14 protein-coding genes are annotated in these 15,071 nt (G+C 67.2%); 3 read left to right on the forward strand and 11 right to left on the reverse strand.

Annotated elements, in window-relative coordinates; genetic code table 11:
- Positions 1 to 79: 79 nt before the first annotated feature.
- Genes ACW7G2_RS05625 through ACW7G2_RS05645 form a run of 5 tightly spaced genes read right to left on the reverse strand, consistent with a single transcriptional unit; the run spans position 80 to position 4,995 of the window.
- Complete coding sequence (locus ACW7G2_RS05625; RefSeq protein WP_456973586.1) at positions 80 to 1,099, reverse strand: LLM class flavin-dependent oxidoreductase; 1,020 nt, start codon at positions 1,097 to 1,099, stop codon at positions 80 to 82.
- Positions 1,100 to 1,150: 51 nt separating this feature from the next.
- Positions 1,151 to 3,061: a potassium transporter Kup gene (locus ACW7G2_RS05630; RefSeq protein ID WP_456973588.1), complete on the reverse strand. Its 1,911-nt coding sequence runs from the start codon at positions 3,059 to 3,061 to the stop codon at positions 1,151 to 1,153.
- Positions 3,062 to 3,089: 28 nt separating this feature from the next.
- On the reverse strand, positions 3,090 to 3,680 hold the full coding sequence (gene ruvA / locus ACW7G2_RS05635) for a Holliday junction branch migration protein RuvA (RefSeq protein WP_456973590.1): 591 nt from the start codon (positions 3,678 to 3,680) through the stop codon (positions 3,090 to 3,092).
- A 32-nt stretch (positions 3,681 to 3,712) separates the two neighbouring features.
- Positions 3,713 to 4,234, reverse strand: coding sequence for a crossover junction endodeoxyribonuclease RuvC (gene ruvC / locus ACW7G2_RS05640; protein ID WP_456973745.1), 522 nt, complete (start codon positions 4,232 to 4,234; stop codon positions 3,713 to 3,715).
- 20 nt (positions 4,235 to 4,254) lie between these two features.
- Positions 4,255 to 4,995, reverse strand: coding sequence for a YebC/PmpR family DNA-binding transcriptional regulator (locus ACW7G2_RS05645; protein WP_456973592.1), 741 nt, complete (start codon positions 4,993 to 4,995; stop codon positions 4,255 to 4,257).
- Positions 4,996 to 5,398: 403 nt separating this feature from the next.
- On the opposite strand from ACW7G2_RS05645, the gene ACW7G2_RS05650 reads away from it, so the two are divergent.
- A complete protein-coding gene (locus ACW7G2_RS05650; RefSeq protein ID WP_456973594.1) occupies positions 5,399 to 7,105 on the forward strand; it encodes a sodium:solute symporter family protein in 1,707 nt (568 codons plus the stop codon).
- Positions 7,102 to 7,233 carry a putative transporter small subunit gene (locus tag ACW7G2_RS05655; RefSeq protein WP_456973595.1) on the forward strand — a complete coding sequence of 44 codons (132 nt, stop codon included), beginning with the start codon at positions 7,102 to 7,104 and terminating at the stop codon, positions 7,231 to 7,233. The genes ACW7G2_RS05650 and ACW7G2_RS05655 overlap by 4 nt, the downstream gene beginning before the upstream one ends.
- Before the next feature lie 74 nt (positions 7,234 to 7,307).
- Here the strand turns inward: ACW7G2_RS05655 and ACW7G2_RS05660 are convergent, their stop codons facing one another.
- From ACW7G2_RS05660 to aspS, 3 genes are all read right to left on the reverse strand, one after another.
- Positions 7,308 to 7,961, reverse strand: coding sequence for an esterase/lipase family protein (locus ACW7G2_RS05660; RefSeq protein WP_456973597.1), 654 nt, complete (start codon positions 7,959 to 7,961; stop codon positions 7,308 to 7,310).
- A gap of 249 nt (positions 7,962 to 8,210) precedes the next feature.
- Entirely contained in the window at positions 8,211 to 8,750 is a 540-nt protein-coding gene (locus ACW7G2_RS05665) for an N-acetyltransferase family protein (protein WP_456973599.1), read from the reverse strand.
- On the reverse strand, positions 8,734 to 10,503 hold the full coding sequence (aspS, locus tag ACW7G2_RS05670) for an aspartate--tRNA ligase (RefSeq protein ID WP_456973601.1): 1,770 nt from the start codon (positions 10,501 to 10,503) through the stop codon (positions 8,734 to 8,736). The genes ACW7G2_RS05665 and aspS overlap by 17 nt, the downstream gene beginning before the upstream one ends.
- Positions 10,504 to 10,648: 145 nt before the next feature.
- Between aspS and ACW7G2_RS05675 the strand changes: the two genes are divergently transcribed.
- Positions 10,649 to 11,881 (forward strand): MFS transporter, encoded by a 1,233-nt coding sequence (locus tag ACW7G2_RS05675; RefSeq protein WP_456973747.1) that lies wholly within the window; start codon positions 10,649 to 10,651, stop codon positions 11,879 to 11,881.
- Positions 11,882 to 11,907: 26 nt separating this feature from the next.
- Here ACW7G2_RS05675 and ACW7G2_RS05680 read toward each other — a convergent pair whose 3' ends face one another.
- The 3 genes from ACW7G2_RS05680 to ACW7G2_RS05690 all read right to left on the reverse strand — a co-directional run bounded on the left by ACW7G2_RS05680 (position 11,908) and on the right by ACW7G2_RS05690 (position 14,942).
- Positions 11,908 to 12,201 carry an FmdB family zinc ribbon protein gene (locus ACW7G2_RS05680; RefSeq protein ID WP_456973603.1) on the reverse strand — a complete coding sequence of 98 codons (294 nt, stop codon included), beginning with the start codon at positions 12,199 to 12,201 and terminating at the stop codon, positions 11,908 to 11,910.
- A gap of 148 nt (positions 12,202 to 12,349) precedes the next feature.
- Positions 12,350 to 13,042 (reverse strand): hypothetical protein, encoded by a 693-nt coding sequence (locus ACW7G2_RS05685; RefSeq protein ID WP_456973605.1) that lies wholly within the window; start codon positions 13,040 to 13,042, stop codon positions 12,350 to 12,352.
- Between the two features lie 43 nt (positions 13,043 to 13,085).
- The gene (locus tag ACW7G2_RS05690) at positions 13,086 to 14,942 is read right to left on the reverse strand and encodes an ABC-F family ATP-binding cassette domain-containing protein (protein ID WP_456973607.1); all 1,857 of its coding nucleotides are present in this window, start codon (positions 14,940 to 14,942) and stop codon (positions 13,086 to 13,088) included.
- Between the last annotated feature and the right edge of the window lie 129 nt (positions 14,943 to 15,071).

Below are 15,071 nucleotides of genomic sequence, written 5' to 3' on the forward strand. Positions count from 1 at the left end.
TATGGTCGCATAGGTGCGCGCCTCAAGGCGCACGCCCCTCGCCGTAGGAGCGCGCCATGCGCGAGAGCCGATCGTCGGGTTACAGGGTTGGCTGAAGGCCCCAGGCCTCCGCGGCGATGGTGAAGCTGCGCTTGCGGGCCTCCAGGCTGGCGAGGTTGGCAGTCAGGATCAGCTCGTTCGGGCGGTGGCGCTCGACGAAGTCGGCGATGCCCTCGCCCACGTCCTTTGCGTCACCGACCACCGAACAGGCCAGCGCCTGGCCGACAGCGGCCAGCTCCTGCGGGCTCAGCTCGGCGTTGATGTCATCCACCGGCAGCGGCACCTTGCCCGGCGGGCCGGGGCGCCGCAGGCGGGCGAACATCTGCTGCAGGGCGGTGAACTCGCGCTCGGCTTCCGCCCGGGTATCAGCGGCCACCACGTTCAGGGCCAGCATCGCGTAGGGCTCGCGCAGGTATTTGGAGGGCCTGAAATCGCGGTGATACAGCGCCAGCGCTTCGCTCATCATCGCCGGCGCAAAGTGCGAGGCGAAGGAATACGGCAGGCCCATGGCCGCGGCCAGCTGGGCGCCGAACAGGCTCGAGCCCAGGATCCACACCGGCACGTCGAGTCCCGAGCCGGGCACCGCCTGCACCAGCTGTCCCGGCTTCACCGGCTCGAAGTAGTGCAGCAGCTCGGCCACGTCCTGCGGGAACGCGTCGGCGCCCTCGTAATAGCGGCGCAGCGCGCGCACGGTGGGCTGGTCGGTGCCGGGCGCACGGCCCAGGCCCAGGTCGATGCGGTCCGGATACAGCGTGGCCAGGGTGCCGAACTGCTCGGCCACCTGCAGCGGAGCGTGGTTGGGCAGCATCACCCCGCCGGCACCGACGCGGATCGTCTTCGTGGCTCCGGCCACGTGGCCGATCAGCAGCGCGGTGGCGGCGCTTGCCACGCCGGGCATGTTGTGGTGCTCGGCCATCCAGTAGCGACGGTAGCCCAGCGCGTCGGCGTGCCGGGCCAGGGCCACCATGTCGGAGAACGCGGTGGCAACGTCGCTGCCTTCGGCCACCGGAGCCAGGTCGAGGATGGAAAGCGGAACTTTGGGGGCTGGAGATGTCGTCATGGGCACAGGATGAGGGTGCCGGGAGCACATTGCCACCGGCCGGGGCGCACTTCAGATTTCCACCGGTGTCCCCAGCTCCACCAGGCGGTCGCCGGGGATATGGAAATAGGCCGAGGCCGGCGCCGCATTGCGGTGCATGGTGGAAAACAGCTTCTCCCGCCACAGGGCCATGCCGTGGCGTACGCCAGGCACCACGGTCTCGCGGCTGGTGAACCAGGTGGTCTCCATGGGATCGAACCAGAAGCCGTCCTCTTCATCGCTGGCGGCCATCAGCGCCACCGGCAGGTCGGGCGTTTCCATGAAACCGAAGCGCACCACCACGCGGTGGAATCCATCGCCGATCTCCTTGACCTGCAGCCGCTTTCCGCGCGGCGCGTACGGCACCGCCAGAGTGTCCACAGTCAGCGCCACGTTGCGCTCGTGCAGCACCTTGTTGTGCGTGAGGTTGTTCAGCAGCGCCGGTGGCACCACGCCGCGGTCGGCGGTCAAAAACACAGCGGTGCCCGGCACCCGCAGCGGCGGCGCCAGCAGCAGCCCCGGCAGGAACTCATCCAGCGGCGTGCCGTGCTCGCGGATGCGCGCGCGCAGCAGCAGCCGGCCCCGGCGCCAGGTACGCAACAGGGTGAACAGCACCAATCCCAGCAGCAGCGGAAACCAGCCGCCCTGCGGCACCTTGGCCAGGTTGGCGGTGGCAAAGGCCAGGTCCATCACCAGGAACAGCCCGCACAGCGGAAGTACCCAGCGCCTGCCCTGCGGCCACAGCGCATGGGCCACGATGGCCAGCAGCACAGTGTCGATCAGCATGGTCAGCGACACCGACACCCCGTAGGCCGCCGCCAGCGCCGACGAGCTGCCAAAGCCGATCACCAGCGCAATAACCACCACCATCATGGTCCAGTTGACCGCGGGGATGTAGATCTGGCCGATGGCGTCCCGCGAAGTGTGGCGCACCTGCATGCGCGGGATATAGCCCAGCTGCATGGCCTGGCGGGCAATGGAATAGCCGCCGGTGATCACCGCCTGGGAGGCGATCACCGTCGCCGCCGTGGCCAGCACGATCATGGGAAAACGCCCCCATTCGGGCACGCCGTAATAGAACGGATTGGCCGCGGCCGCCGGATCCTCCAGCACCAGCGCGCCCTGCCCGAGGTAATTGAGCATCAGGGCCGGCAGCACCACGGCGTACCAGGCAATGCGGACCGGTCGGGCGCCGAAGTGCCCCATGTCGGTATAGATCGCCTCGCCGCCGGTGACTGCCAGTACCACCGCGCCCAGGATGAATATCCCGCCCCAGGAGTGGTCGATGAAAAACCGCACCGCCCAAGTCGGGTTCACCGCCTTCAGCACCTCCGGCTCGTGCAGGATATTGGCTACGCCCAGCGTCGCCAGCACCAGGAACCAGAGAATGGTGACCGGGCCGAATACCCGCCCCACCTTCTGCGTGCCATAACGCTGGGTGGCGAACAGGGCCACCAGCACCGCCACGGCGATCGGCAGCACCCAATGGCCCAGCTGCGGCGCCGCAACCTCCAGGCCTTCCACCGCCGCCAGCACCGATACCGCTGGCGTCAGCACCCCATCGCCAAAGAACAGGGCCGCGCCGAGGACGCCGAAGATGCCGACCAGCCATGCCGCACGCGAGTCCGCCGGCAGGCTGCGCTGGGCCAGCGCCATCAGCGCCATGATCCCGCCCTCGCCGTCGTTGTCGGCGCGGGTAATGATGCTCACGTATTTCACCGTGACCACCAGCACCAGTGACCAGAACACCAGCGACAGCAGGCCGAGCACGGTGTCGTGGTTGGCCACCAGGCCGTAGTGCGGGGAAAACGCCTCGCGGATCGCGTAAAGCGGGCTGGTGCCGATATCTCCGAACACCACGCCCAGCGCGCCCACGGTCAGACCGAACAGGCCTATCCGGTGGTGCCCATCCGTAGTGTCGCGGGCAGAGCGTGGTGCGGCCATGCGGGTGTCCTGGACGCGGGTGGGAGCGTCAGCGCAGTGCGGACTGTAGCGCCTTGCGGATGATGGCTTCCGCACCGTCGCCTTCGGCGCCAGCGGCCCGAGCCATCTTCTGCGCCTCGGCCGGACGGTAGCCCAGCTGCTGCAGGGCCACGATGGCCTCGGCCATGGGGTCAGCCGGTACCCCGCCGGACACCGCCGCAGGCGCTGCGCTGATCATGTCCGCTGCGCGGTCGCGCAGTTCCACCACGATGCGCTCGGCGGTCTTCTTGCCGATTCCGGGAATGCGGCACAGCGCGGTGATGTCGCCGGCCTGCACCATCAGGGCGAATTCGCCCACCGACGCCCCGGAGAGGATTGCCAGGGCGATCTTCGCCCCGATCCCGCTGACCCTCTGCACATCGCGGAACATGCGCCGCTCGGCCTCGGTCAGGAAGCCGTACAGGGACACAGTGTCGTCCTTGTGCGCGTAGTGGGTGGACAGCGCCACTTCGCGGCCCAGCTCAGGCAGTTCGTAGAACGTGCTCATGGGCGCTTCCAGCTCGTAGCCCACCCCGCCCACGTCCACCACCAGCCACGGCGGCTGCTTGTGGATGAGGATGCCTTTCAACCGTCCGATCATGTCCCCTCAATCTCCATTTACTCGCGCCTCCATTACTTGCGCGCCCAGGCCTGGCGCGTTCCCACGCCCAGGCGGCGGGCGCTGGCCCGCACGTGTGCGTGGGTGATGGCGGCGGCCAGCGCATCGGCCGCGTCGGCCTGCAGCTTGCCATGCAGGTTCAGCAGGATCCCGACCATGTGCTGGACCTGCCCTTTCTCGGCCCCGCCGCGGCCCACCACCGCCAGCTTGATTTCGGTGGCCGCGTATTCGTGCACCGGCAGGTCGCGCAGCACCGCGGCGCAGATCGCCGCCCCACGGGCCTGACCCAGCTTCAGCGCCGAATCCGGATTGCGGGCCATGAATACCTGCTCGATCACCACCTCATCGGGCCGGTGCTCATCGATCAGCCCGCCCAGACCGTCCAGCAGCAGCCGCAGCCGCCCCGGGAAGTCGGGCGCCGACAGCAGGACCACCGGACCGCTGAAAACGTGGGTCATCCGCCCGCCGGGATCGACATCAATGATGCCCACGCCGGTGCGCTGGGAGCCGGGGTCGATGCCGAGGATGCGGGTCATGTCGGGCTTGGGCGCCGCCATCAGGCGTAGGCGTCCTCGCCCAGGTCGGCGTTCGAATACACCGCCTGCACGTCGTCGATGTCTTCCAGCCAGTCCAGCAGCTTGACCACCTGCTGGCCGGTTTCGCCATCCACGGCCACGTCGGTGTCGCCGCGCCAGGTGACCTCGGCCTCGGCCGGCTCCGCCCCGGCTGCGATCATGGCGTCGCGCACCTCGGCAAAGGTGTCCGGATCGGTAAGCACGTCGATCGAGCCATCTTCGGGATAGGTGACGATGTCATCGGCGCCGGCCTCGATCGCAGCCTCGGTCACCTTGTCCTCGTCCGATCCGGGCGCAAAGCTCAGCACGCCGAGCTTGCGGAACATGAAGGCCACCGAGCCATCGGTGCCAAGATTGCCGCCAAACTTGCTGAAGGCGTGGCGCACATCAGCCACGGTGCGGACCTTGTTGTCGGTCAGGCAGTCCACGATCACCGCAACCCCGCCCGGGGCGTAGCCCTCGTAGCGGATCTCTTCGTAGTTCACGCCCTCCAGCTCGCCGGTGGCCTTCTTGATCGCGCGCTCGACGGAGTCGCGGGTCATGTTGGCCGCCAGGGCCTTGTCCACCGCGGTGCGCAGGCGCGGGTTGGAGGCGGTGTCACCGCCGCCGATGCGCGCCGCCACCGAAATCTCGCGGATCAGCTTGGTGAAAATCTTGCCCCGCTTGGCGTCCTGCGCGTTCTTGCGGTGCTGGATGTTCGCCCACTTGGAATGTCCTGCCATCTTGCTTGTGGTCCGGAAAAAAACGTGAAGGGATGCCCCGGATTATAGGCACCACGCCTGCGGGGCGCGCAGCGGCGGGTCCGCCAGACCGGCATCTGCTATAATGACCGGCGCTTCGCGGACCTTCCCTGCGCATTGAATTGCGCATGCCACGCGAACGCCCAAGCCGCTGCGTCCGGCTTTTTTTGTTTGCGCTTGTTTCCCAGCTTTTCTTTCGCAGCGCCTCTGGCGGCAGCAGCCGCCCTGCCCCCGGCACATCAGCATGCCGCGTGACGCAGCAAATCCGGCTGTTTTCACCTGGCCCCAAATGGCCCCCAACCCGGCGGATGCATCCCGCACGGGCGACTGTTGTGTTGTCTGCCGCCCGCGCCTGACGTCCCGCCAAAGGACCGTCCACCAACGTATGGAACAAACAGGAATCCACCAGCTCAGCTCCGGTACCGCCCTGCTGCTACTGATCGGCTTCTACGCCCTCACCTTCCTCATGTCGCTGACGATCATCCGCAAGAATGAGAACGTCGACGCGTACATGGTCTCCAACAGCGCCATCGGCTTCGGCATGGCCGCGGCCAGCATGATGGCCACCTGGATCTGGGCCGCATCGTTCTTCGCCAGCGCCACCTCCGGCTACCGCTACGGTATTTCCGGGCCGATCCACTACGGCCTGTGGGGCGCGCTGATGATCCTCTTCATCTACCCCTTCGGCCGCCGCTTCCGTGAAGTGGCCCCTGATGCCCACACGCTGGCGGAGATCCTGCATGCCCGCCACGGCACCTCCAGCCAGATGGTGATGGCGGTGTCCAATATCGTGGGCAGCTGCATCAGCCTGATGGTGAACTTCAGCGCCGCCGGCGCGCTGGTGGCAGTGCTCTCGCCCCTATCCTTCATCCACGGCGTGCTGATCGCCGGCGCCGGCGTGCTGGCCTACACCCTGTGGTCCGGCTTTCGCGCTTCGGTGATGACCGACTTCGCCCAGCTGGTGGCGATGGTCGTGGCCGCCGCCGTGCTGATCCCGATGGTGTACTTCAATGCCGGTGGCAGCTCACTGCTGCAGGAGGGCATGGTGCACTTGACCTCCGAACAGGCGAGCTTCTTCTCCGGCACGGCCTTCCTGGAACAGGGCGCACCCTATCTGGTGGCGGTGCTTGCATATGCGATCGGCAACCAGACCATCGCCCAGCGGCTGTTCGCCGTACGCCAGGACCTGATCAAGCCCACCTTCATGATGGCCACCGTCGGCTACGGCGCGGTGGTGATCGGCCTGGGCATGCTGGGCATGCTGGCACTGTTTGCCGGTATCACCCCGCTTGATGGCGACAGCAACAACCTGATCCCGCAGATGGCCTCGCAGTACCTGCCGCCGTTCGCGATCGGCCTGTTCTTCATCCTGGTGGTGGGCTCGCTGTCTTCCACCGCCGACTCGGACCTGTCCGCGCTGTCAGCCATCGTGATGACCGACCTTTACGGCAAGAACCTGGCCCGCAAGCGCCCGGACCCCAAGCTGATGCTGCTGATCGGACGCCTCACCATGATCGTGGCCACCGTGATCGGAATCATCTTCGCCAGCCTGCGTCTGGATATTCTCATCGTGCTGGTGTTCGTGGGCGCGCTGTGGGGGGCGATCGTGTTCCCGGTGATCACCAGCTTCTACTGGGATCGGGTGAACAACCGGGCGTTTACCTGGTCGGTGGCGGTTGCAGTGACCCTGTTCTGTCTGACCCGGTTCGAGCTGATCGCACTGGACGGCATGACCGGCTACCTGCTTGAGGGCGTTGCCCTGGTGGGTGCCGGCGTGGTGACCGGGCTGATGGCCTTTGGATTCTTCGGCAGGCGCGTCGCCTTCTTCGTGGGCAGCGCCACCATCATTGGCCTGTCGACGATCGTATTCGGCGCGCTGCGTGAGTACATCCCGCTGATGAGCGCCCTGGTGTCCTACGGTGCCAGCGCCATCGTCTGCACCGTGCTGAGCCTGCGCAACCAGGACCGCTTCGATTTCTCCCTGCTGGACCAGCGGGTACGCAACTTCCAGCTGACCGCCTTTGACAAGAGCCCGGCCGACAAGGTTCGCGAACCGGCCGACAATGAACTTGAATCAGGAGTCCGCGCATGAGCATCCCCCTGCTTTCCTTCTACATCCTCGTCTGGCCCGCCTTGGCCGTGCTGGTCATGATCGTACTGTGCGTGGCACTGGTGCGTGATATCCGCGCCGCCCGCAAGAAAGGCACCCGCATGGTGTAACCCGCAACGCCGGGGATCGGAACGCTTGTCCCGATCCCCGGAAGCGGGGCACCGCCCGTAGCCCGCGTGAAACGCTACGGGGAAGGCTTGCCGTGATCAAAAAATCCGGCGCCGAGGAACTGCGCGGTCTGCGCAGCCACCTCGTTCGAGAGCAGCATGCCTAAGTGACTGGCATGGACTACCAGGTGATCCGCCAGCGCCGGGCTGCGGGTCTCCTCCACCGCCACGGTGCCGTCGTGTTCGCCATCGAAGCCGCCGAAGAAGCGACCAAGCCCGTAGGGCGCGCTGCCGGCGATCATCCCCACCTCAATGCCTTCCGGCCAGGCTAAACAGCCGTCCAGCAGGACCCGCTTGCTGCGACCGAACCAGACATGTGAGAAGCGGTGTCGGGCCAGCCCCGCCGCTGCTCCGCTCCCGCACAGCGGAGAGCCCAGACACACGATTCGACCGACCGTTACTGCGGGATCTTTTTGCAAAGCATGCAGCGCGATCAGGCCGCCAAGGCTGTGCCCGACCACATGGGCTGGACCGCCTGCGTGCAGACTTTCCAGCAGCCGGCTGGCCGCGTTATCGGTGCCGTCGGTGACGCTGCGGTAGCCGAGGAGCTCCGGAGCGAAACCCTGGGCCCGCAGCCGTCGGGCCAGCGGCCACATGGTGGACCGCGTCATCCAGATGCCGTGGAGCAGGATGACGCGACGGATGGAATCGACAGGAGAGGGTGCGGACATGGGGTGATCTTATCGGAGGCCTGGCGATGCTTCTGGCAAATCACCGACAACCTTGAGGGACCAGCGGGGCACCCCTTGGCGGGACTGTCCGCGCCATGGACGGCGCGGGCAAGCCCCCATGGACGGGTTTACGGCGTGTCCCGCCAAGGGGTGTCCCGCTGGTTCGCGGGCAGGAGTCCGGACGCCCCTTCTAGCCGGGACATTCGCCGGGAAACAGGTGTCACGCGGTTTCGCGCGCGTGGCGCGCTCCTACAGGGGCGGGCGGCGGAGGATGAACTCGAGGTCGCGGGCCTGGCCGACTTCGAACAGGTATTCGCCGACCTTTTCAAAGCCCCAGCGCGCGTAAAAGCGGTGTGCGCCCAGGTTTTCCGACCATGCGCCTATCCACAGCGTCCGCGGTCCGTCGCGCAGCAGCCAGGCCATTGCCGCTTCCATCATCCGCGCTCCGTGGCCGCCCCCCTGCCAGTCGGGCAGCAGGTACAGCCGCTTCAGTTCACCGTGGTCCCGCGATGCCTCCGGATGGGGCAATCCGCACGGGCCGGCGGCCATGTGCCCCACCGCTTCGCCGTCCGCTTCCAGCAGCCATACCGCGTAGTCCGGATGCGCCAGGATCACCCGCTGTTTTTCAACCGAGTACGCGTCTTCAAGAAATGCGTCCAGGTCCTGCGGCCGGTAAAGGTGGCCGAAGGTTTCGCTGAAAGTCCGCGCGGCGAGCGAAGACAGCGCCTGCGCGTCGTCCACCGTCGCCCGTCGCAGCGCCGCCTCCAAGCAATCAGCTCCCACTTGCATCCGGCCGCACCTGGATGTGCAGCTCCACCAGCTGCTGATCGTCGATTGGCGACGGTGCATCGGTCATCAGGCACTGCGCGCCGGTGGTCTTGGGGAAGGCGATCACGTCGCGGATCGATTCGGTGCCGGCCAGCAGCGCGGCCATGCGGTCGATACCGAAGGCGATGCCGGCGTGCGGGGGAGCGCCATACTTCAGTGCGTCCAGCAGGAAGCCGAATTTGGCCTGTGCTTCCTCGGCGCCAATGCCCAGCAGTTCGAACACCGCCTTCTGCATCGCCGGACGGTGGATGCGCACCGAGCCGCCACCGATCTCGTTGCCGTTGAGCACCAGGTCATATGCCCGGGACACCGCCGTGCCGGCCTGTTCGCGCAGGACCGAGGCATCGTCAATTGCCGGCGCGGTGAACGGATGGTGCAGGGCCACGTAACGCCCCGCGTCTTCGTCCCACTCGAACATCGGGAAATCCACCACCCACAGCGGCTTCCAACCCTTCTCGACCAGGTCGAATTCGACGCCAGCCTTGAGCCGCACCGCGCCCATGAAGGCGCTGACCACCGGATAGTCACCGGCGCCGAAGAACACCATGTCACCGTTGCCCGCGCCCACGTGGGCCAGCAGCGCGCTGAACTGCGCCTCGTCAAAGAACTTCTGGATCGGGGACGACACGGCTCCGTCCTCGCCTACCTTCACGTAGGCCAGGCCCTTGGCGCCGAACTTGGCCGCGTGCGCGGCGTAACCGTCGATCTGCTTGCGCGACAGCGCCGCGCCGCCGGGGATCCGCAGCGCACACACGCGACTGCCGTCGGTGCCGGCCACATCGGCAAACACCTTGAAACCGCTGCCCTTGACCAGATCGGCCACGTCCACCAGTTCCAGCGGGTTGCGCAGGTCGGGCTTGTCCGAACCGTAGCGGCGCATCGCCTCGGCCCAGGTCATGCGCGGGAACGGATCGGCCAGCTCCACGCCCGCCACTTCGCCGAACACCTCACGAATCATCGTTTCCACCGTGCCCTGCACGTGGCTCTCATCGACCCAGGCGAACTCCATGTCCAGCTGAGTGAACTCCAGCTGGCGGTCGGCGCGCAGGGCTTCGTCGCGGAAGCAGCGCGCGATCTGGTAGTAGCGGTCGAAGCCGGACATCATCAGGATCTGCTTGAACAGCTGCGGGCTCTGCGGCAGCGCGTAGAACTCGCCCGGGTGCTGGCGCGCCGGTACCAGGAAGTCGCGCGCGCCCTCGGGCGTGGCCCGGGTCAGGATGGGGGTTTCGATATCCTGGAAGTCGCGCGCATCCAGCCAGTGGCGCAGCGCGCTCACCAGCTTCGTGCGGATACGCATGCGGCGCTGCATCTCGGGATGGCGCAGGTCCAGGTAACGGTACTTGAGGCGGATGTCCTCGCCGGGATTCTCGTGGTGGTGGAACGGCAGCGGCTCGGCCTTGTTCAGCACCTCGATCGCGGTAGCCACCAGTTCCACCTGGCCGGTGCGGATCTTCGGGTTCACCGATTCACGGCGCCGCACGGTACCGGTGACGCGCAGGCAGTCCTCGTATCCCACGCCGGCCGCAGTGGCGATCACCTCGGCGTTGCCGACGGTATCCGACGGCTCGGCCACCACCTGCACGATGCCGTGATGGTCGCGCAGATCGATGAAGCACAGACCGCCAAGATCGCGGGCCACGTCGGCCCAGCCGCAGAGGGTGACGGTCTGGCCGATCAGGGACTCGTCGATCAGGCCGCAAAAGTGGGTACGCATGCAAACTCCGGACAGCCCGCGCAGGGGCGCGGAAAGCCCGATATTTTAGCTGGTTGGGGGCAAGGTTTAGAATGTGGCCATCGACACGCGCCCCGCCCCGCCCCCGTCCGCCCCCTCCCGGAGCCCGATCGCCACCGTCAAATCGCTGGCCGCATTGCTCACGGGCGTGGCCCTGTTGCTGATGGGAAGCGGCCTGCTCAGCACCCTGATCGCAGTGCGCGGCGGCCTGGAAGGCTACAGCGAGCAGACCCTTGGCCTGGTGATGTCGGCCTATTTCGCCGGCTTTTTCCTGGGCACCTACGTCGCGCCCGGGCTGATCCAGCGGACCGGCCACATCCGCGCCTTCGCGTTCTACGCCGGCCTGTGCGCGGCCATGGTGCTGCTGCATCCGATCTTCGTCTCGCCCTGGGCCTGGGGACTGCTGCGCCTGGGCACCGGAATCGCCCTGGTGGGCCTGTACACGGTGATCGAGAGCTGGCTCAACGTGCAGGCGCCGCCGGAGCAGCGCAGCCAGGTATTCGCGGTCTACATGGCGGTGAACCTGCTGGCCCTGGCGGCCGGCCAGTGGCTGATCGGGCTGGCCTCAACGGCCGGGTTCATCCTGTTCAACCTGGTGGCCATCCTGATCTGCATGGCCGCGCTGCCGGTCACCGCCAGCCGCATGGTGCAGCCGGAGCTGCCCGAGGTTCCCAGGCTGGCGTTGAGCAAGCTGTTCAAGGTGGCGCCCGCGGCCACGCTGGGCGCCCTTCTGGCCGGCCTGGCAGTGGGCAGCTTCTGGGGCCTTGGTGCGGTATTCGCCACCCGTCTGGGCTTGGAACTGAGCGGCGTGGCCCTGCTGGTGAGCGCAACCATTCTCGGCGGAGCCGCCCTGCAGTGGCCGATCGGCCGCCTGACGGATGGCACCGACCGGCGCACCACCCTGGCATTGGTGTGCGTGTTGGCCGCCGTCGCGGCGTTGGGCATGATGCTGCCGGTCGGCCAGTCGGGATGGCCGCTGTACACGCTGGCCTTCATCTTCGGCGGGCTGGCGTTTGCGATCTATCCGATCTGCATGGCCCACCTGCTTGACCACCTGACGCCGGATAAAACCCTGGCCGCAGGCAGCAGCCTGCTGCTGCTCAACGGCGTGGGATCGGCGATCGGACCGGCGCTGGCCGGATTGGCCATGACCCGCTGGGGTGCAGAGGCACTGCCCGCTTTCTATGCGGCCACGCTGACACTGGCCGCCCTGGTAGCCGGCGCGCGCAGGGTGTTCCGCCCGCGCGAGAACGACACCCCGTCCGAGTTCCACCTGATGCTGCGCACCACCCCGTCGGCGATCGAGCTGCTGCCGGAAGTGGAAGGGGACGCGGAAGCGGCAGTGGAAGAAAACCGCTGACCGACCTGGCCCGAGGGCCGTGGCGCTCAGCTCGACGGGTTGGCGGCTGGTTCGCTCTTCGCAGGCTTGGCGGCCGGCTCGGCCGCAGTGGAGCTTGCACCTTCGCCTGAACCAGCCAGATTGCGCCTGCCTTCTCCTTCCTTCTTGAAATCGGTCTCGTACCAGCCGCTGCCGGCCAGCCGGAACGACGGCGCGGTCACCTGCCGCTTGATCGCGCCCTTGGCGCAGGACGGGCAGCTGTCCGGATCGGGATCGGACATTTTCTGCAGGCGATCGAACTGATGACCACAAGCAGTGCACTCAAAACCATAGATCGGCATGGCAACGGACTCGAACTGGCAAGTGTGAAAGTGAAAACCCGGACATGGGATGGGGCCGGAGACGCCGGTTTCAAGCCCCTGCACCGGGCACAAAGAAAAGCGGCGGCCCCCGGGGAGCCGCCGCGCTTGTCAGATGAAGCTGAAAGGCTCAGTAGCCCCAGGGCGTGGGCGGGGCTTCCACCGGCTGGGTGAGGTCGAACTCGACCTGGAACAGGCGGCCTTCCGGATTCGCATCGCTCACCGGACGCGACAGCTCGTAGAGGAAGCGCTGGCCGGGCTCGATTTCCATCGCCCACACGTTGGTGATGGAGACATCCAGGCCCTCGCGCGTGAACAGGTCGATCGACTCCCGGTCGATCGGGAACTCCTGCCGCTGGGAGGTGCCGGGGCCCACGGTGTCGCCGCCGTACATGGTGACCGGATCGTCGCTGCCGTCTTCCAGGCGATGGTCGTGCTTGAGGCGCAGGCCATCGTCGGTACGGGTCAGCAGCCAGGTACGCGAATGGTTGTCGCCCACGTGGAAGGGCACCTGCAGTTCGCGGGTCGGGTCATCACAGCCGCGCACGTGCATCACCAGGTCCTGACCCTCGAAGGCGTCGGGCTCGGGCGAAGCGGGATCGTTGGTGAGGACGCGGCCGGCGAACGCCTGTCCGCAGTGCTCGGCCAGACGGATGAGGAACTCGTCGGCCGGGATGGACACATCCTGGGCGGCAGCTGCGGCTGCGGCCGCGGCGGCTTCTGCCTGCGGATCCACGGCATCGGCTGCCGGCTCGGTGGAAGGTGCGCATGCTGCCAGGGCAACGGCAAATGCGATCGATACGGGAAGAGTGAGCTTGTTCATCCGCGCACGGTAACCTCCGCCGTCGCAGCGCGCAAACCGCAGCTCAGTCTTCCAGCAGCTCCAGCCAGCGCTCCTCGGCCACCGACAGCCGCTGGGCAACAGCCTCCCTCTCTCCGCCGAGTTCGGTCATGCGCCCGGCATCGGAATGATGGGCAGGGTCGGCCAGCGCCGCGTCGATCCTGCCCAGCGATGCCTCAAGCTCACCGACCTCACGCTCGGCCTCCTGCAGCCTGTGCGGATTGACCTTGCGCGCGGGAGCCGCCGGCTTGGCCGGCTCGGGGACGGACTGGGCACTGGATTTCTTCCCGCTTTCCCCGCGCGTTTCCCCCTGCCGGGCACGCAGCCATATCGCGTACTCATCCAGGTCACCCTCGAACGGCTTGACCTCGCCGTGCGATACCCGCCAGAAGCTGTCACTGACCAGGCCGATCAGGTGCCGGTCGTGCGAGACCAGCACAATCGCGCCTTCGAAGTCACTCAGCGCCTCGGCCAGCGCCTCGCGCATGTCCAGATCCAGATGGTTGGTGGGCTCATCCAGCAGCAGCACGTTGGGCTGCTTCCAGGCGATCAGCGCCAGCGCCAATCGCGCCCGCTCTCCGCCGGAAAAGCCGTCAATGCTTTCAAACGCACGGTCACCGGGGAAGAACCATTTCCCCAGGAAATCCCGGAACGCCTGGCTGGACGCATCCGGCGACAGCTCACGCAGGTGATCCATCGGCGAGGTGCCGGCCACCAGCGATTCCACCGTGTGCTGGGCGAAGTAGCCGATCCTCAAGTCCGGGTGCGCCGCGCGCTCTCCTTCCAGCAGCGGCAATTCGCCCACCAGCGATTTGACCAGGGTGGATTTGCCGGCGCCGTTGGGACCCAGCAGGCCGATCCGGTCGCCCGCCTCCAGCCCGAAGCCAACGTTTTCCAGAATGCGCGCATCTTCGCTGTAGCCGCACACGCCATCATTGATCCGCAGCAGCGCGTGCGGCAGCTTCGCCGGCTGGGGGAATTCAATGTGGAACCCGCGCTCGGCGCGGACCGCCTCGGTACCGGCCAGCTTGGCCAGCCGCTTCATCCGGCTCTGGGCCTGGCGCGCCTTGCTGGCCTGGGCGCGGAAGCGGTCGATGAATTTCTGCAGATGGGCGCGTTCGGCCTGCTCCTTGTTGTGTGCGATCTGCTGCTGGCGCAGGTGTTCGGCGCGCTGGCGCTCGAAGGCGGTGTAGTCGCCCACATACAGCTTCGCCTTGCCGTCATGCAGGTGCAGGGTGTGGGTGGACACGCCGTCCAGGAACTCGCGGTCATGGCTGATCAACAGCAGCGTGCCCTGGTACTTGAGCAGCCACTGTTCAAGCCACAGCACCGCGTCCAGGTCCAGGTGGTTGGTGGGCTCGTCGAGCAGCAGCAGGTCGCTGGGCATCATGAGCGCGCGGGCAAGATTCAGCCGCACCCGCCAGCCACCGGAGAACGAGCTGACCGGCCGGTGATGGGTGTCAGCCGAGAACCCGAGGCCGTGCAACAGCCTGCCCGCACGGGCTTCGGCGTCGTAACCGTTGAGCTCGGCCAGGCGCTGGTGCGCGGCGGCCACGGCGTCCCAGTCCTCGGCAGCCACGGCGTCGGCCTCGGCCTGCAGCGCGGCGGCCACTTCAACATCGCCCGACAGCACGAAGGAGATCGCGGGATCGGGCAGAGAGGGCGTTTCCTGGGCCACGCTGGCGATGCGCAGCCGCGACGGCAGGTCCAGGTCGCCAAGGTCCGGCTCGACCTCGCCGCGGATGGCGGCGAACAGCGATGATTTGCCGGTTCCGTTGCGGCCGACCACGCCCAGGCGCCATCCGGCGTGCATGGCCAGGTCCACTCCGGACAACAGCAGGCGCTCCCCGCGACGCAGGGCAAAGTTTCTGAAAGAGATCATGGGGCCGATTGTAAAGGTCCGGACGCGGCGACCGGCGCGTCGCCGCCACCCGTGGTCAGGCCCGCGACACCATTGCCGCCGCGCCGCCCGCATGCTAAGCAACCACAACAGGGAACCCCTGCGGCACTG

Source organism: Luteimonas sp. A277 (assembly GCF_054052045.1).